The 17,856-nt window shown below is 54.8% G+C and carries 17 protein-coding genes; 8 read left to right on the top strand and 9 right to left on the bottom strand.

Annotated features, from left to right (window positions below; genetic code table 11):
• Position 1 precedes the first annotated feature (1 nt).
• Together ubiA and ABJ205_RS05700 are read right to left on the bottom strand one after the other, a co-directional pair.
• On the bottom strand, positions 2-922 hold the full coding sequence (gene ubiA / locus ABJ205_RS05705; RefSeq protein WP_348158650.1) for a 4-hydroxybenzoate octaprenyltransferase: 921 nt from the start codon (positions 920-922) through the stop codon (positions 2-4).
• Complete coding sequence (locus ABJ205_RS05700) at positions 919-1,323, bottom strand: hypothetical protein (RefSeq protein ID WP_348158652.1); 405 nt, start codon at positions 1,321-1,323, stop codon at positions 919-921. The genes ubiA and ABJ205_RS05700 overlap by 4 nt, the downstream gene beginning before the upstream one ends.
• Positions 1,324-1,361: 38 nt before the next feature.
• Here ABJ205_RS05700 and ABJ205_RS05695 point away from each other — a divergent pair, with 38 nt between their 5' ends.
• From ABJ205_RS05695 to ABJ205_RS05675, 5 genes are all read left to right on the top strand, one after another.
• Positions 1,362-2,147, top strand: coding sequence for a 16S rRNA (uracil(1498)-N(3))-methyltransferase (locus ABJ205_RS05695; protein ID WP_348158654.1), 786 nt, complete (start codon positions 1,362-1,364; stop codon positions 2,145-2,147).
• A gap of 80 nt (positions 2,148-2,227) precedes the next feature.
• Entirely contained in the window at positions 2,228-3,610 is a 1,383-nt protein-coding gene (locus tag ABJ205_RS05690; RefSeq protein ID WP_348158655.1) for a glutamate--cysteine ligase, read from the top strand.
• 78 nt (positions 3,611-3,688) lie between these two features.
• The gene (locus tag ABJ205_RS05685; RefSeq protein ID WP_348158656.1) at positions 3,689-3,991 is read left to right on the top strand and encodes a putative quinol monooxygenase; all 303 of its coding nucleotides are present in this window, start codon (positions 3,689-3,691) and stop codon (positions 3,989-3,991) included.
• Positions 3,992-4,009: 18 nt separating this feature from the next.
• Positions 4,010-4,312: a putative quinol monooxygenase gene (locus ABJ205_RS05680; protein ID WP_348158658.1), complete on the top strand. Its 303-nt coding sequence runs from the start codon at positions 4,010-4,012 to the stop codon at positions 4,310-4,312.
• Positions 4,313-4,459: 147 nt separating this feature from the next.
• On the top strand, positions 4,460-5,686 hold the full coding sequence (locus ABJ205_RS05675; protein WP_348158659.1) for a cytochrome c peroxidase: 1,227 nt from the start codon (positions 4,460-4,462) through the stop codon (positions 5,684-5,686).
• A gap of 42 nt (positions 5,687-5,728) precedes the next feature.
• Here ABJ205_RS05675 and ABJ205_RS05670 read toward each other — a convergent pair whose 3' ends face one another.
• The 5 genes from ABJ205_RS05670 to ABJ205_RS05650 all read right to left on the bottom strand — a co-directional run bounded on the left by ABJ205_RS05670 (position 5,729) and on the right by ABJ205_RS05650 (position 11,672).
• Complete coding sequence (locus ABJ205_RS05670; protein ID WP_348158661.1) at positions 5,729-7,201, bottom strand: protein-S-isoprenylcysteine methyltransferase; 1,473 nt, start codon at positions 7,199-7,201, stop codon at positions 5,729-5,731.
• A 92-nt stretch (positions 7,202-7,293) separates the two neighbouring features.
• Positions 7,294-8,628: a PQQ-binding-like beta-propeller repeat protein gene (locus ABJ205_RS05665; RefSeq protein ID WP_348158663.1), complete on the bottom strand. Its 1,335-nt coding sequence runs from the start codon at positions 8,626-8,628 to the stop codon at positions 7,294-7,296.
• A 57-nt stretch (positions 8,629-8,685) separates the two neighbouring features.
• Positions 8,686-9,459: a tetratricopeptide repeat protein gene (locus ABJ205_RS05660; RefSeq protein WP_348158665.1), complete on the bottom strand. Its 774-nt coding sequence runs from the start codon at positions 9,457-9,459 to the stop codon at positions 8,686-8,688.
• Between the two features lie 199 nt (positions 9,460-9,658).
• Complete coding sequence (locus ABJ205_RS05655; RefSeq protein ID WP_348158667.1) at positions 9,659-10,798, bottom strand: glycosyltransferase family 4 protein; 1,140 nt, start codon at positions 10,796-10,798, stop codon at positions 9,659-9,661.
• A gap of 10 nt (positions 10,799-10,808) precedes the next feature.
• Entirely contained in the window at positions 10,809-11,672 is an 864-nt protein-coding gene (locus tag ABJ205_RS05650; protein ID WP_348158669.1) for an alpha/beta hydrolase, read from the bottom strand.
• 69 nt (positions 11,673-11,741) lie between these two features.
• On the opposite strand from ABJ205_RS05650, the gene ABJ205_RS05645 reads away from it, so the two are divergent.
• A complete protein-coding gene (locus tag ABJ205_RS05645; RefSeq protein WP_348158670.1) occupies positions 11,742-13,178 on the top strand; it encodes a protein adenylyltransferase SelO family protein in 1,437 nt (478 codons plus the stop codon).
• A 106-nt stretch (positions 13,179-13,284) separates the two neighbouring features.
• Positions 13,285-14,703: a succinylglutamate-semialdehyde dehydrogenase gene (gene astD, locus ABJ205_RS05640; RefSeq protein WP_348158672.1), complete on the top strand. Its 1,419-nt coding sequence runs from the start codon at positions 13,285-13,287 to the stop codon at positions 14,701-14,703.
• A gap of 43 nt (positions 14,704-14,746) precedes the next feature.
• Here the strand turns inward: astD and ABJ205_RS05635 are convergent, their stop codons facing one another.
• Positions 14,747-15,502: a hypothetical protein gene (locus tag ABJ205_RS05635; RefSeq protein WP_348158673.1), complete on the bottom strand. Its 756-nt coding sequence runs from the start codon at positions 15,500-15,502 to the stop codon at positions 14,747-14,749.
• Between the two features lie 393 nt (positions 15,503-15,895).
• Between ABJ205_RS05635 and rarD the strand changes: the two genes are divergently transcribed.
• Positions 15,896-16,807, top strand: coding sequence for an EamA family transporter RarD (gene rarD / locus ABJ205_RS05630; protein WP_348158675.1), 912 nt, complete (start codon positions 15,896-15,898; stop codon positions 16,805-16,807).
• Here rarD and pyrC read toward each other — a convergent pair.
• Entirely contained in the window at positions 16,804-17,841 is a 1,038-nt protein-coding gene (gene pyrC / locus ABJ205_RS05625) for a dihydroorotase (RefSeq protein ID WP_348158677.1), read from the bottom strand. The two genes, rarD and pyrC, sit on opposite strands and share 4 nt — an antisense overlap.
• Positions 17,842-17,856 lie beyond the last annotated feature (15 nt).

Raw genomic sequence — 17,856 nt, 5'->3', positions numbered from 1 at the left:
CTTAAGCCCCTGCGTTGCCAACCACAAAACATGCCGCGGCCATTAACGCCCCTGCCCATCGGTTAGATCGGAAACGTTCGAGCGGGCTATCTGGGTCATTGGGGTCAAGTGTCGAGATTTGCCACAGCAAATGACCTGCCACAGGAAGCAGTGCCAAGAGTGCAAATATATCTGGGCGGTAGAGCCAGATGCCCAGCCCCCACAGCCCAATGGTCGCGCTGTAAAACGCCGCTACCCCTGCGTGCACATTCTTTCCCATGCGAAGTGCGCTAGATTTGATGCCGACCAATGCATCATCCTCTCGATCCTGCAACGCATAGATCGTGTCAAAACCAATAACCCAGCAGATACAACCAGCATAAAGCGCGCCCAAAGCGTCCCAATTGTCGAACCTGAGTTCAGTCCAACCGACGAGCAACCCCCAATTGAACACCATGCCAAGCCACGCCTGCGGCCACCATGTAATGCGCTTCATGAAAGGATAGGCGGCAACCAAGGCGAGGCTCGCCAAGGCGACCACTTGCGCACTCAGGCGAAGCTGAAGGAGGACGACAAGCCCAATAAGGCACAGGAAAATCAGCCAGCCCCAAGCAAGCTTCTTACTAACCCTTCCACTCGCCACCGGGCGTAAAGCGGTGCGCGCGACGCTTGCGTCAAGTTTGGCATCGACGATATCGTTGTAAACACACGCTGCCCCGCGCATTGCAATCGCGCCGAGCAAAAGCCAGCCGAGCAGCGCAAATTGCGGCCCCGCCCCGGCAAGCCACACGCCAAAGACACAAGGCCAGAACAGGAGCCACCATCCAATCGGGCGATCAAAACGCGCCAATTGTGCCAAATCGCGGGGGAGCTGCGGCAAACGAGCGATCAGCCCGCGGTGCTCGCTATCTGGAACGATGTCTGGAGAAGCATTCTCGTTCATAACCGGACGATCCCTCCGATCCCCTGTTCATCTTTGCGTGCAGCGTGCCAGCCGACAAGGCAGGTGATAAACATGATAAGATTACCTGCAAAGTCGAGCATTCCGATCGAGGTCAGGACCGGCACTTCGTAGTGAAAATACCAGTTGAAAACGAAGAACGGGATAAGGACCACCGCGAAGGTCGCAAACGCTCTTGATGACCACCGCGTTACAAGCGCCATAATCCCAAACATCACGGCCTGAGAACCAAAACATGCCATGGTGAAGCTCAGAACAAAACTATCTTCGCGGTATTCCGGCATAAGCGCCAAATCGATAACGCTTTGCGGGGTGAATAGCGCCCAACCACCGAGCCCGAGAAACACAAAGGCAATCACAAACTGACAGATGAGCGCACGCATGGCTTTTCCCTAGCCGCAGAAACGCTTAGGGAAAAGCCATGCCTGCAAATCCCAGCCCAAGAACCCCAGCATGGCCGCCCAAAAGCGCGCCGCGCTTATTTGTCGAGGATACGCTTGCCGAAGGCTGCACCATCGTTCTTGAGGGGCCTCATGCTCATTACCTTGGCAAGGTGATGCGGGCGAAGGTGGGCGATACGGTGATCCTTTGTGACAATCAGACGGGTGAGTGGGCTGGCCGAATTGGTCAGGTTGCGAAACGCCGGATTGACGTAACCGCGTCTGAGCGCCTCCGCCCGCGAGAAGAGGTGCCTGACCTTTGGTTGTGCGCTGCGCTTTTGAAAAAAGATCGATTTGATCTCGTGTTGGAAAAAGCAACGGAATTGGGCGTTGCTCAAATTCAGCCAGTTGTCACGAGGCGCTGCGTCGCAGACAAGCTCAACGCGGATCGAGCCATTACAATCATTACTGAGGCGGCGGAACAATGCGCTCGCACGGCCTTGCCGCAAATTGTCGAACCGACAAAGCTCGATAATCTGTTGAAAAATTGGCCAGAGGAACGAACCTTATACTTCGCAGATGAAGAAGGCGGCGGGCCCGTAACAAACACATTTGTTGAACACTCGGGCCCGGCTGCCATTCTTATTGGTCCTGAGGGCGGATTTGACGACGCAGAACGGAATGCGATCCGCTCCCTACCTCAAGCGCACCCCATCACCCTGGGCCCGCGCATCCTTCGAGGTGAAACCGCTGCGATTTCTGCGCTTTCGGTCTGGATGGCAGTTTGCGGTGATTGGGGAAAAAGTGATCATTCAGGCAAAGAATGACTTGGCCGAACAAAAGCCAGTTTACACTTCCACATATCATCTTGTTTCAATAAAGCCGCGTCCCAAGAGAGGACCCCTCAATGAGCACACGCGAAGCCTCAGGCACCGATGAACCCATCATCGAAAGTATGGGTGACCTTACCGCTCCCATGCGCGCAGGCGAAAAACCCAAAGCGGATTGGCGCATTGGCACCGAGCATGAAAAGCTGGTTTACAAGCGCATAGATGCAGGCGGCGACCGGCGGGCTCCTTCTTATGATGAGGAGTGCGGAATCCGCGATCTTCTAATGGGCCTTCGCCAGTTTGGCTGGGAACCGATTGAAGAAAACGGTCACGTTATCGCCCTTAAAGGCAAAGATGGTGCTGTGAGCCTTGAGCCTGCGGGACAGCTTGAGCTTTCCGGTGCACCGCTCGAAACCCTGCATGAGACCTGCAATGAAACCGGCCGGCACCTCGCACAGGTAAAGGAAATCGGCGAAAAGTGCGGTGTTGGTTATCTTGGCCTTGGCATGTGGCCAGATAAGACGCGGGCAGAGCTGCCGGTAATGCCAAAGGGCCGTTATGAAATCATGATGAACCATATGCCCAAAGTGGGTAATCTGGGTCTCGATATGATGCTGCGGACCTGCACGATTCAGGTCAATCTCGATTATTCATCCGAAGCCGACATGGTGAAGAAATTCCGTGTTGGCTTGGCACTGCAACCGCTCGCGACCGCGCTGTTCGCCAATTCGCCTTTCACCGAAGGCAAACCCAACGGCTATCTTTCTTATCGCTCCCACATCTGGTCGGACACCGATCCCCATCGCACAGGGATGCTTCCCTTCGTCTTCGAGGATGGCTTTGGGTATGAACGCTGGGCGGACTATATGCTTGATGTACCGATGTATTTTGTCTTCCGCGACGGAAAATACATCGATGCGGCGGGTCTTTCTTTCCGTGACTTTATCGATGGAAAACTCTCTGTCCTTCCCGGCGAACGGCCAACGGCAAGCGATTGGTGGGATCACCTTTCCACCGCCTTCCCCGAGGTTCGCCTGAAGAGTTTTTTGGAGATGCGCGGCGCAGATGGCGGGCCGTGGAGCAAGATTTGTGCGCTGCCCGCGCTTTGGGTTGGCCTTCTTTATGACCAAGGTGCACTCGATGCGGCATGGGATCTTGTTAAAGACTGGTCGATGGAAGAGCGCGAGGCGCTTCGCAATGATGCGCCAAAAATTGGTCTTGATGCGAAAATCCCTGGTGGGGGAACAATGCAAAACTTGGGCCGTGAAGTGCTCAATATTGCGCACAAAGGCCTTGCAGCAAGAGGCCGTCTCAACGTCAGCGGCGACAATGAAACGGGCTATCTCGAAACGCTCGATGAAATTATCTCAACGGGCAAAGTTCCAGCGCAACGTCTGCTCGATGCCTATTATGGCGAGTGGGGCGAAGACGTTAGCCAAGTATATAAACACTCGTTTTAAGCCCAATCGTTTTGCACCATAGCAAACGCGCGAAGCTTTGTTATACTTCCCAAACTGCAATGTTTGGGGGAAGATGAGATGCTTATCGTGTTGGCAGAAGCCACATTGGGTGCCGGGGCGCTCGAAGAAGGACGCGCGGCTTTCACCGCGATGATCGAGGCATCTCGCAAAGAAGAAGGCTGTATCACATATTCCTATGCGATCGATGTGCTCGACCCTTTAAAACTCATCATCGTTGAAAAATGGGTCGATGACGCTGCACTCGCTCACCACTTTGGAACCCCGCATATGGCCACTTTTCAGGGGGCACTTGCAGGGTTGGACATATCGATCACTGAACTCAAGAAATTCCAAGCCGATGACGGCTCCCCCCTTTCATAAAGTTCCAGGAGCAACACAATGATTGTTGTTATTGGGAGCTTTCGCATTCCGCCCAGCATGGTCGATGTCATTCGCCCTGCGATGGAAGCCATGATGCGAGGAAGCCGCGCAGAAGAAGGCTGCATCGAGTATTCCTATGCGCTTGATATCTTTGATCCGGGCCTTGTCCGAGTTCTAGAGAAATGGCGCGACCGAGCAGCGCTAGAGGCGCATTTGCGCACTGTGCATATCGCGGAATGGCGCGCGCAGAGTTCAGCCTTGGCGATCAGTGAAAGGGAACTCACCGGCTATGACACCATGGATGATGGATTCCATTTTTAGAACTTAAGCTCCAGGCCTAGACCCTCGCCGCCAACTGATTTTTCGCCGGCTAGCGAACTAAATTTCAATAATGTGTGCGGGTTTATGAAGCCTGCTCCGTCCTTGTCTGCAGAAAGAAAATTCTGCGGATCAGGAACGGGAAACCACATGATGAAATCAACCGGATCAAAAAAGCATTTAGGTCTTTTGGCGGCATGCGCCGTCATACCCTTACTCGCAGCTTGTGGAGGTGGAGGCGGCGACGCAGCCACAACTACTGGCACCGGGGGAACCACGACAAGCACGCCAACCCCAACCGATACAACTGCAACAGCGAACCAAACCATTCAGCAATTCCTCTTACTCGATCTGGCTGCGCTCGACAATTACGCAAACCCTGTACTGCCTGCTTACTATGACAATACCGTTGACGACATCGACAACACGCCAAACGACGATCAGGTGAACGATGCCCTCGCTACGCTTGGCCGAGTGTTGTTCTATGACACCTCTTTAAGCGTCAACGACACGACCTCTTGCGCCACATGTCACCAACAGAGCATCGGCTTTGGCGATGATGAGCGGCTCTCGTCAGGCTTTAACGGCGGCCAAACCGGTGCGCACGCAATGCGGCTTGCCAATGTGCGCTATTTCGCCCCGGGAGACATGTTCTGGGATAAGCGCGCCGAGTCCCTCGAAGATCAGGCCTTAGAACCAATTCTCGACGCCACAGAAATGGGTTGGTCGGAAAATGGCGGGATCAATGCCCTGATCGCGAAGATGCAGGAGTTGGAGTATTACCCTGCTCTGTTCTCTTTTGTGTTTGGTGATGAAGCAATCACCGATGATCGGATGGAACGGGCACTTTCACATTTCCAACGCGCGATAATTTCATCCGACAGCCGCTGGGACCGGGCCTACGCACAGGTCTTTGGTGCAGGCGCGCCCAACCGCGCTTTGGACCAAGCGCTACCTGGATTTTCAGCGAGCGAGGACCGCGGGCGCGAGATTTTCATGACCGGGGTCAACAATGGCGGCGGAGGATGCTCTGCCTGCCACCGTCCGCCAACCTTTACATTGGTTGGCAATAGCGATTCCAACGGTCTCGATGCAGGCGAGGCGACAGAGTTCAAATCACCTTCCTTAAAGAACGTGGGCGTCTCCAGCTTCTTCATGCACGATGGGCGTTTCACCACATTGCGCCAGGTGGTCGATCATTATGCGGACGGAGTGCAAGATGGCCCTGCGCTCGACAATCGCTTGCAGCAAAACGGAAGTCCGCGCCGTCTCAATCTCTCCGAAGCCGACAGGGAGGCTCTAGTCGATTTCATGCTTACCTTAACTGATGAGAGCCTCGCCGATGATGCCAAATTCAGCGACCCGTTTATCCGCTGAGCTGTGTGACCCCGGCGGCTCCCATCTGACAATGGGAGTCGCTTACTCGGCGGGTTCTTGGCCCGGGTGCGATGCTGCCGCCCCTCCAATTTGTTGCGGCGTTGCATCCGGGCTTCTTTTCTGGCTTTGGCCAGTGACCTTCCCCCATAACCCGCGCTTCAGCTTGGAAAGCCTTGCGGTGATAACTCCGTTCTCTTCCATCCAGTCATAATATTGTTGGTACTTGGGATCTTCGGCCAGCAAATGCGCTTCTTCGGTGCGCGCGCGCCAATAATAGATCGCGTTCACGACCGCGAGGAAGAAACAGTTGCGGATCATGTCGGTCGTAGAGCCATTGGTGACCAGAAAGGGCATCACCGAGCACCACCAAAAAAGGTTTTTCGATAGGTAGGCCGGGTGACGTGTGTATCGATAAGGACCATTGGTCAAAACGCCGCGATAAGTAAGGTTTGAGAAGCGGATGCCAAATACCACCGTTGCCCACGCATAAACGGAGGTGAGGAACACCAACCAGATGGCCCAAATCCACAAGAGGCCCGGTTGTCCCGCCAACCAATGCCCCCACCCAGCTGCTCCGCCTTCATAACTTAGGATTTGGCTGTTGTTGCCAATGATCCCCCACACAAATGGCGGATAACAAAGAAGCGCTGCGAGCCAGCCGCTCAAAAACGGATTGCCAGATCGGATATGCGCATCAAGGGGGCGCAGCGTGAAGAGATAACCGACGGTGCCAATCTGGACATCGACCACAAACAGGAATGTGATCAAGAACATCCCGATTTCAATCGGATTACCCAGAATTGCCTGAGGATTGGCTTCAACGATAACTGCAAACCCGCCCGGCAGGATTGAAATCATAAACGCGCCAAAGAACCCTTTGATGATCCATGCGCGCCAGTGCTTCTTGACGGCTGCCATATCAATGTCGCTGCGGTCTTCATGAGCAGGATTGGTCGCGATAAGCGCACCGAAATGCCATGTCCCATCCTTGGGTTCGACCATGTAACGGTCAAGCCAGATCACATAAGGCACGCTCAGCACGATTAGCGGCAAAATGGCCGTGCTCAGCACTTCCATCGCAAACAGATAGTCCCCGCCCCAATACCACCGGCACAATGCATAAAGCCCTGCCAAAACTGCCCAAGTGGCCCAAAGCCCAATGATCTTGATCGCAGAGACACCGATGGTTTCCTCGATCGGGCGCTTAAGGCTCCAATCAAGTCCAGTTGAGGCGCGCAGGTGCACTCGGTCCACAAGCAATGACCAAATGGCCATGGGACCCGCAGTGAACACCATGGCGGCCAATGAGGCGTAAGGCCCCGAAAGAACCCCATATTCACCCTCTAAGTCGGCCAAATCAGCTACCATTGGGAAATTGCGGCAGAACAAAATCCACAACAACAATCCAAGCAGACCAGTGAAGCCGACGCCCGAGGAGACATCGCTCTTAGGCAATGTCACCGCAGCAGACGCTGGTGCGGTCTCAACCGTGCTGTCGTTGGTGGCCGTAGTCATGACCCTTCTGCCATTAAGGCAAAAGGGTTAATTTGCTGCGCACATGGCCATGTCTCTATCCTGCATTGAAATTGGCAGGGATTGAGGAGGCCTTACCGCCAAGCGTGGACCGTGCCTGAATCGTCCAAAATATAGAGCATGTTGTCGGAGACAACCGGCGCGAGGCTTACAGGTTTGCCAAGGTCCGTGAAGAGTTGCGATGAGCCTTCGCCGACGCTTACTTGCCACACTTCGCCGCGCGAGCTTGCTACCCACAAATGACCGCCAGCCAGAACCGGACCCGTCCAGAAAATTGGATTCTTCTTTTTTTCAACATTGCGGTGAGATTGAAGCTGCGTGATCCAACGCACGCGGCCTGATGAACGGGCAATCGCCAGCAGGCGAGCATCATCGGTCAAAGTGAAAATCCACTCGCCCGCAATCGCCGGTGTGGATATCCCAGCAAGATTCAATTCCCAAATACGTTGTCCGGTTACCAGCTCATACGCTGCCATCCGGCCACCTTGGCCAAGCGCATAGACCCGGCCTGAATCGATAATTGGGTCGGCATCAATGTCGGTAACAGAGCTCACCTTGGTCGAAATATTGGTCCGCGCCAGAGCATCGGCCCAAAGTGTGCGACCGTTTTCATAACGGTAAGCGGAAAGCTCACCGGAAGAATAACCGGCGATGATCGTCCCCTGACCTGCCGCCGGGGCGGCCACACCAAACACGCCAGATTGTGCTGTAGAGCCGGATTCATTCCACAAAAGCTCTCCATCTGCCGCGTTCAAAGCGATGACCTGATTATCCTGTGTCATCACATAGATTTGACCAAACGCGATTGTCGGGGAGCCGCGCAATGGCCCTGCGGGATGGACGCGCCAAATTTCCTCGCCCGTATCAGCGTTTAGAGCCTTCACATCGCCAGCACCATTGGTTGCGTAAACAATGCCATTTTCAAAGCTGACCCCGCCACCAAAGGCAGAAGGACGCATGTCCGAACTCATGTCGTTATCTTCGCTGCGCCAGACTTCCGAGCCGGTCGCCTTGTCGAACGCAAAAATCGCGCCTTCCGTATCAGCTACGAAAAGCTTGCCCGCACCGGTAACAGGAGACGCCGCGAGCCGTTCTGCATTGCTCGATCCTGCAACAGACTGGGACCAAACCTTCGAAGGGCTCGCAGCCAATGCCAAGTGCCCGTAAGATTTGCTCGCAGAGCCGCCAACTTGTGCCCATTCGGTGTTCACCTGAGCTGGCGGAAGCACTACGGAAACTCCGGCAAGTGCCGGATCAACAGCCGCCCCACTCTCGATCCGGGAAAGGATCGGGGTGCGGTCGCCAATCGTTGGCGTGGCCCGATCTTTTCCGCCGCATCCGGTCAAAACCATCGCCAAAGCCCCCGCTATGACGACGCCCTTCAGTCCGACTTTTCCGTTTCGCATCATTATTCCAGTCTCAAATCATAAATATCGTTGTCACAGGCATTGATAGCCTCGCCATGCCTAATTCGGTGCAGGGCCACCTTGCTGCTCAAGCAATTCTTCAACATCAGTAATCGCATCAACGCCTAACAACCCTGCCATCTGGCGTGACCGATTGCGCAACGTATCTGGAATTGTTTCATCCTGAGAGATTGCAGAGAATAGCGCGCCCGCTTCTATGCGATTTCCCGCTTCGAGATGCGCGATCGCCACCAACTCGCCCGCGCTACCGAAATAAGCATTGCCCGGCACCGCCAAGCTTTCAAGTTTAGCAATAATGTCTGCCGGTTCGCGATCATCAAAATTGGTCGAAATTTCGCGGATCAGAGCAAGGTCTCGCAGCGGTTGCGGCGCCTCGGTATCTGCGGCGACAGACGCGTAGAGTTCCACCGCTTGAGCATCTTTGCCCTGCTCAAGAGCAGCGCCGGCCTGCAAGAAGCGCGAAATGGTACGCGCACCAATCGAACCGTCATCGACAAGTTCAGAGACTTTTTCTTCGGCGCCTGCAAAATCGCTTACTTCAACAGAATCAAGCGCGCTGATCACGGTTTCGGATTGCGCCTCAAGGGCTGCCTCATTGGTGCTGTCCCACCACCAATATCCGAACATGCCTACTATGATGAGCGCAACCGCGCCGCCGAGCGCTGTGCCGTATTTCTGGAAGAACTGGACCGTATCGTCCTGTCGCACAGCCTCATCAATTTCGCGCATAAGGATTTCGTCCTCGCGCGAGGGCCCATTTTCCGGGTTTTCGGGCTGTTGGTCTTTATCGGATTTTGTCGGAGTACGCGCCACGGGGCGGATGTTCCTCGTTACAATTGTTTTCTCTAGCGCGGCTCTTTAAGGGGCGAGAGCCTAACGCGCAATGGCGGGTAAGCGCCAATCCCAGCCAAAAGTGGCCGTTGAGAGGTTAAGTTGGCTTTGGTAAGTTGAACGCCCGGTGAAGCGGGTGTCGAAGCGTTGTATAAAGAAGGAGGTGAAGCATGCCCTTCACTCACGTCTTTTTCATCGCCCCCCAATACAATTCGCGGTAGGTTTCGATCATGGTTTGCGCATCAAAATGCGCCTGCGCCTTTTCCCGATTTCGCGCGCCCACTTCACGGCGAAGGCTATCATTGCTCGCCAGATCAGCTAAAACCTCACCTAGAGTTCCGGCGCGCCCCGAAGGAACAATGAACGGTTGATTGGCGACCGAAACCATCGCCTTCACATCGCCCACGTCAGGTGCCGCGACCGGCAAACTTGCCGCCATGGCTTCAACAACACTTAAAGGGAATTGCTCGCTCTTGGAGGATAGAGCAAAAATATCGAACAGGCCGATAACCTTGGCAGGTTCCTTGTGCGCGCCGGGCAAATGGACGCGGTTTTCAACGCCAAGCGAGCACGCTTTCGCTTCGATAGCGGCACGTTCGGGGCCTTCACCCAGGATCACAAGCCGCCAGTCTTCAGTAATTGCAGCGCAAGATTCGACCAGCAAGGTTAACTGCTTCACCCCGCGAAGGCCGGCCAAAGTGCCGATCCAAATCTCATCTTCGCCCTTCTTGATGGGCAGTGCAGTTGGCTTGGGACGGCGCGAAAACGCGAGAGTATCGATCCCATTAACAATGCGATGGACCTTTTGCGCAGGCTGTTTCCATATCCGCAGCGCAATGTTCTCAAGAACGCTGCTGGGCACGACAAGCTTGTGCGCATTTTGAAGAGCAAGTTGACGCATCCAATTGCGGCTTTTCTTAAGACCGCCTGCTTCGTCCTCGTTAAATCCATCCTCATGATGAATAAGCGCAGGCAAGCCCATCACCTTTGCAAACACACGGTGCGCGAGCACTGCGTCCATCGCACCCCAGTTATAAGTGAGCACCAGATCAAACGGCTTCATCGCCTTGGCAATTGCCGCAAGCCTGCCCGGAGTTGGCCGTCCCGTTAGAGAGGGAAAGTCGTCCGGAAAATCCGCAATCACTGCGGCGTCAATATGCGCGCGCGCCTGCAAATGATCAGGTTGGCCAGAGACAATTGTATGCTCAAGCGCATCGCCAAAGGCGTTCATCAGGCCCACCGCGCGCAACTCTTTTCCCCCGGCCGCAAAGGTCGAATGCAAGTGTAGTACTTTGGGTGTCGCGGGAGGTTTAATCATCATAATGGCCGGGTCATACCTTCGCCAAAAGCGCTCCAATCGCATTCAAGGCTTCTGGCTCGCTCAGCATCGGGGCATGGCCAACACCTGGCACCGTCGCAAGGCTCATCGCAGTGTTGCGCTTACCCATTTCATCGACTGTTTCCGGAGAAAGCAAATCAGAAAGTCCGCCACGCACCAACACCATCGGTACATCTTTTAACGCGTCAAACGCAGGCCAAAGGTCGACGGGAGCCGCATTGCCTGGTTCTTTGAATGGTTCTGCGACTGCCATGTCATAGTCATAGCTGATGCGGCCATTCTGGCTCACCACCATGGTGCGCTTAGCCATCTCAATCCACGCTTCGAGGTCATATCCGGGAAATGCCTCGCTATGGACCGATGCCATTGACCGCGCAGCGTGGATCCAAGTGGGATAGATGCGCCCCTGCCCGACATAACCACCAATACGAGACAAGCCTGCAATTTCGATCTTGGGTCCGATATCGTTGATGACCACAGCCGCGATACGTCCCGGGTTTGCAGCCGCCAACATCATCGTCATCAACCCGCCCATCGACGTCCCGATGGAGATAAAGCCGTCAATGCGCTCCTGTTTTAATAGCAGTTCCACATCGGCCACATACTGCGCAGGATTATAGGTGGAGCTGTCAGGCGCATAATCACTCATGCCGCGTCCGCGCATTTCGGGAACAATGACCCGCCGCGTTTTGGCAATATGCCGCGCCAGATCGGCAAAATCACGCGAGTTACGCGTAAGACCATGCATGCACAGAACCGGAGGCCCGTCATACCCTTCTGGCCCCGCATAATCGCGAAAGTAGAGGTTGAGGCCATCTGCGCTGGTCCAGCTTTTCTCTTGATACAATGTGCCCATAAAGGCTTTTGATTTCCCGTAGTTTAAGCAGCGCTTGCGCCGCGCCGCGTTCATCCCCACTATCGCCCCATGAGCGACAATCTGCAAGCAGCCATCTACAAGCCCGACCCTAAAATTGAGGCACTTGCCGAATGGCTTGGTGCTGAAGTTGAGGCTGCGGATTTTCCTGAAACGCAAATCAGGTTTCGCAATGTCCGTGCTGCATCAAGTGTTGGGCTTAGCCATTTGAGCGATGAGCAGTGGGCGCAGCATTTCGGGCGGTTCCAGCCGCTGGAAGGTAATCTCCCCGCCCCGCTTGCGCTCAAATACCACGGCCACCAATTCCGTGTTTACAACCCGGAAATCGGCGATGGACGTGGATTTCTGTTTGCGCAAATGCGCGGAGCCGATGGGCGCCTGATGGACCTTGGCACCAAGGGTACTGGCACCACCCCTTTTTCAAGAGCGGGCGATGGACGGCTGACGCTTAAAGGCGGTGTGCGCGAGATTCTGGCCACAGAAATGCTTGAGGCGCTGGGCGTCAACACCAGCAAAACCTTCTCTATCATCGAGACCGGTGAACAACTTGAGCGCGGAGATGAACCCTCGCCCACCCGCTCTGCGGTCATGGTGCGTTTGTCTCATTCGCATATCCGGATCGGCACATTTCAGCGCCTGATGGCGTATGAGGAAGCAGATCATATGGAGGCGCTTGTCGCCTATTGCCTCCAACATTTCCCCGGACCTCCACCACCACAAGATGCACCTGATCGCGATAACCCCGCCGTCATCCTGCTCCATAATGTGGTTGAACGCCTCGCCGATCTTGCTGCAAGCTATATGGTCGCAGGGTTCGTGCACGGCGTCCTCAACACCGACAATATGAATGTTACTGGGGAGAGTTTTGACTATGGCCCTTGGCGTTGGCTGCCCGAATGGGAACCCGGTTTTACCGCTGCCTACTTCGATCACGCGGGGCTCTATGCCTTTGGAAGGCAACCCGAAGCACTCCATTGGAATTGCGGGCAATTGGCCGTCGCATTGCGCCCCTTGGCCGATAGCAAACCACTGATCGCAGCGATGGAGCGGTATGGTCCACTCTATATGAAGGCCGTCGCGCGGCGATGGTGTTGGCGGCTTGGTGTTGAAGAACGCGGTGACCAACACGATCCGCAGCTTGTTGCGCTTTGTGAAAAAGCCATGCGCGAAGGCAAGGTTCAACCCGACACATTCTTCTTCAAGGTTCGCCAAGCTATGATTGGGACAGGGAACGACCAAAGTCCTCTGGACGGGGAATTTGGAGAGCTGCTGAGCACCTATTCACCTTTCGATAACAAGCACCCATATTGGCGCGATGAATCGCCGCAATCGATGTTGATAGAGGAAGTCGAAGCCATTTGGTCAGCCATTGACCAAGATGATGACTGGGGACCGCTCAATAAAAAGGTCATTGCAATCCGGCGCATGGGTGAGGCGCACGGGACGCCTCCATCACCAGATGGTCATATTTTACAATCAGTGAGTTAACCTTACCGACTTTTTCATATTACTTGCACAATATCCGCGTTATCGACATGATTCGAAGAGGCTTTCTCAGAGGGCCAGCCCAAAAGGAACTAAGATAAGAAGAGCGATGGCTGACACAGACACAGAGCTGGTATCCTACGCTCCGGCTACGGGCGAAGAGATTTGGCGCGGGCCAATCGACGATGTTGATAAAGCCGTGAGCCGATCCCGGCGTGCGTGGCCTGCATGGGCTGCAAAAGCGCAAGGTCAACGCATCGAACTCGCGCGCCGTTTTGCGAATGAAGTGCGGACTGACGCCGAGGAGATCGCAACTCTCATCGCCAAAGAGACCGGCAAACCAATTTGGGAGGCCCGCACCGAAGTCGAGGCAGTGGTCGCCAAGATCGATATCTCAGTCCAAGCTTACGCAGAGCGGACAGGCCGCAAAAAACGCGACGGCGCGCTTTTAGGCACATCGGCCCTAAGGCATAAGCCTCACGGCGTTATGTCCGTGCTAGGGCCATATAATTTCCCCGCACACCTTCCAAATGGACATATGGTCCCAGCCCTAATTGCTGGTAATACAGTGATTTTGAAACCGTCTGAAAAAGCCCCGGCGGTAGCGTTAGCCCTTCTGAAATGTTGGAAGCGTTGCGGCATGCCCGAAGACGTCGTCCAAGTCGTGATTGGCGGACCAGACGAAGGCAAAGCATTGGTCGCGCATCCCGGCATCGACGGCGTTTTGTTTACCGGCTCTGCCCAGGCGGGGATAGCGATCAACCGCAAGCTTGCGGCCAATCCTGGCAAGATTGTCGCATTGGAGATGGGCGGAAATAACCCAATTGTCGTAACCGATACGCCGCTTATTGCTGACGCCTGCGCGCTCATCATTCAAAGTGCCTTCACGACCGCCGGACAACGCTGCACTGCAGCGCGCCGATTAATCGTGGTCGAAAGCATGTATAAGCCGCTGATGGCGCAGCTTATCCCTCTTGCGCGCAAGCTTGTAGTGGATGAACCCTTCGCAGATCCTCAGCCCTTTATGGGCCCTGTGATCGACAATTCGGCAGCTGAAGGAATCACCGAAAGCTTCGTTGCGTTGATGACCGCAGGGGGAAAACCGCTTTTGCCCATGCGTAGGGTGAAACCTCAACAACCCTTTGTAACCCCGGGAATTATTGACACGACAGAGGTCGCAGACCGGCCCGACATCGAGTTGTTTGGCCCGCTGCTTCAGGTGATCCGCGTGCCCGATCTGGATGCTGGCATTGCCGAGGCGAACAATACGCGCTTTGGCTTGTCTGCATCGCTTATCGGTGGGTCCCCCGATGATTATGGACGGTTTTGGGCGAACACGCGCGCAGGTATCATTAATTGGAACAGGCCAACAAATGGCGCTTCCTCCTCCGCTCCATTCGGAGGGATCGGGCTTTCGGGCAACCACAGGCCCGCTGCCTTCTACGCCGCAGATTACTGCGCTTACCCGGTTGCCAGTAGCGAAATGGAGCAACCGCGCGCAAGCATTTCGGTCGGCATCAAAGAGTAAAGCATGGGCCTTGGTCTTGCGCAAAGTTCGCGCAAGGAACGCATCAACGGATCCAGTGGATCACATCAATTTCGGTTAAGCCGCGCGGGCCTTCTCGCCCATGAACAGCTAGGTTCTCGTCGCGCCATTCACCGCGCAGTTGGGCCTCTGGCGCGTTAATGTGTTCGACCACAAACCCTTCGCGAGTGGCTTTGGTAAAGTGGTATTCCAGCGCGTCATTCACGCTCACCGGAGTGTGATAACGAACCACCCTCACAACGCAGCGTTCGGTATCCGCACCTGCTGCCTGTTGAACCATCCCATGGGGCATGACGGCAGAGGTTTCAGGCATTTGCGTGGACCACAAGAGGCCATCATTCATGCTTTCGATGCAATCGTCGCGGCTTCCGACCGCCTTAATGATGTCATCGGCCCGGGTAAATTTACCAAGGGAGGCGGCGTCGCTGCTTTCAATAGGGAGTGGGAGGCTTTCAACCTGACCACCGCTTAACAATTCCAACCGCGCCGCTTCGCGTGCGCGAGAGGCGGCGTCTTCATTGGCTTCCAATGGCGGAAGCGGATGGCTGTCGTGAAAGGCGATCACCGCATTGGATTGATTGCGCGATGCCAAATCTGGATCCGTCATCAACGGATCATTCAACGCCCGCGCCATGATCGGATCCTGTGCCAAGACAGCGCTTGCATAAGGTTGTTCGCCTTGCGTTTCGCTGCATGCCGTAAGCGCGCTTAATGCCAGAAAAGGCGCAGCACAAATAGCTGGACCGAAAAATGAGAAAGCTGAGTTTGAGCGGTGCGTCATGCTCGCCTTTTGCCAGCCAAATGGTTAATTTTCGCTAAGTATAATCCTGAAGATCTGTCCTGAGCTTGCGATTCACCTTGTTTCGGACCGCCAACATCAACCGGCCAAATGAAAACGCCCTCATACCCTTACAGGTATGAAGGCGCCTTCCACGACTGGTGGTTGCCGTGCTCGGGCCGGTGGTGGAATTGGCCCAAGATGAAGAAAGACGCCGGGAAACGTGATTTAGCGCCTCTCGATATGCATTCATCTTTAGGGGTGTAAAACTGAATGAAATAGGAGCGCGTGGTTAGCTTGCATTCATCTGAGCGTAGGAAAAGCGTGGGCCAGCGAGTTTGCGCGCAATCTGTGCTGCTTGCGTGCAATGCTCAGCGGGCCTAGGGCGCAGCTCTCATGCCCAACGATACCCCCACACAGCAGCAACCCTCAGGCCTGCCAGCAGCGCTTGGCGCATATACAATTTGGGGGTTCTTGCCGCTCTACATCATGCTGGTATCGAGCGTGCCGCCATTTGAATTTGTTGGCTGGCGCATTTTGTGGACGTTGCCTTTCTGCCTTTTGATTGTCGCCTTTCGCCGTCAATTTGGCGAATTAAAACGTGTGTTCGCATCGCCTAAAACCATGCTGGCTCTGCTTGCCAGTGCTTCGCTCATCGCGGTCAACTGGCTCATTTACACCTGGGCGATCATGCAAAATCAGGTTTATGCGGCAAGCCTTGGCTATTACCTTAACCCGCTGCTCAATGTGCTGTTGGGCACGCTTCTTTTGGGTGAGCGGCTGAGCAAACTTCAATGGTTGGCGGTCGCGATCGCGGCGGGAGCTGTTGCGATGCTAGCGTCAGGCGCGCTCACGACCTTGTGGATCAGCCTTAGTCTTGCTTTTTCTTTTGGCCTTTATGGCATTGTGAGGAAGCAGGTGGATGTGGGATCGCTTCCTGGTCTTACGATTGAGACGATTTTCTTATTGCCTGCCGCAGCTGGGATTACCCTGTGGTATGGGGCAGGCTCAGGAGGATCAACATTCGGTTCAGAGCTTGAGCTGAGCGTTTTGATGGTGCTTTCAGGTGTATTTACTGCTGTACCGCTTTTGTTGTTCGCAGTCGCAGCGCGGCGGATGCCCTACTCAACACTTGGTTTCATCCAATATCTGGCGCCTACAATCGTGTTCTTGCTGGGTCTATTTGTGTTCGGTCAGCAGCTGCGCAGCATCCAGCTGGGCAGTTTCCTGCTTATTTGGACCGCGATCGCGATCTTTGTCGCTGACCTTTTATGGCGATCCCGCAAGACCAAGCTTTCCAACGCTTAATCCAAAAAGCGCCAACCGATTGTCTGCCCACCATGCCATGGTACAATGGTTGAGCCAGCCAATGATAGTTCCTCTGGAACTTCAACGTCCACGCGCTCAAGCGTCACTTCTTCTTCATTGACGGGTAGGCCGTAGAATGCTGGACCGTTGAGCGAGGCAAAGCCTTCGAACTTGTCAATTGCGCCCTCCTCGTCAAAAACCGTGAGATAGCTTTCCAACGCATATGGCGCGCCGAATATGCCCGCACAGCCGCATGAGCTTTCCTTGTCACTTCGGAAATGCGGCGCTGAATCAGTGCCAAGGAAGAACTTGGCGTTGCCCGACGTCGCCGCCTTGCGCAGCGCCAAACGGTGGGTTTCACGCTTTGCCACGGGCAGGCAAAAATTGTGCGGCTGAATTCCTCCGACGAGCATTGCATTGCGATTGATATGGAGGTGCTGAGGGGTGATTGTTGCAGCGACATTTGGCCCCGCTTCCATCACAAAATCGACCGCGTCACTGGTAGTGATATGTTCAAACACGATTTTGAGATCAGGGAAATTGGTGACGATTTCGCGCAAATATCTCTCGATGAATTCCGCCTCACGATCGAACACATCTATGTCCGGGCTAGTCACTTCGCCATGTATGCAAAAGACGATACCTTCATCGCTCATCCGTTGCAGCACTGGATAGATTTTGCGCAAATCGGTGACGCCGTGCGCCGAATTGGTGGTGGCGTTGGCGGGATACAGTTTTGCCGCTGTAAACACGCCTTCTGCCGCGCCTCGTGCCAATTCATCTGCATCTGTGTCATCGGTGAGATAGCACACCATCAACGGAGTAAAACCTACGCCTTTCGGCACGGCCGCCAAAATCCTCTCGCGGTAAGCCGCAGCCATTTCAGCCGTAGTCACAGGCGGGGTCAGGTTCGGCATAACAATCGCCCGGCCAAACTGGCGCGCGGTGTAAGGGACAACGCCGCGCATCACATCTCCATCGCGGAAGTGAAGATGCCAATCATCGGGGCGGCGGATTGTGATGCTGTTCGTCATGAAAGAAGCGCATAA

The sequence above is a fragment of the Erythrobacter sp. genome (genome assembly GCF_039988855.1).
GTDB lineage: Bacteria > Pseudomonadota > Alphaproteobacteria > Sphingomonadales > Sphingomonadaceae > Erythrobacter.
The sequence above is the reverse complement of the archived record's forward strand: the minus strand, read 5'-3'. Positions and strand labels throughout refer to the sequence as shown.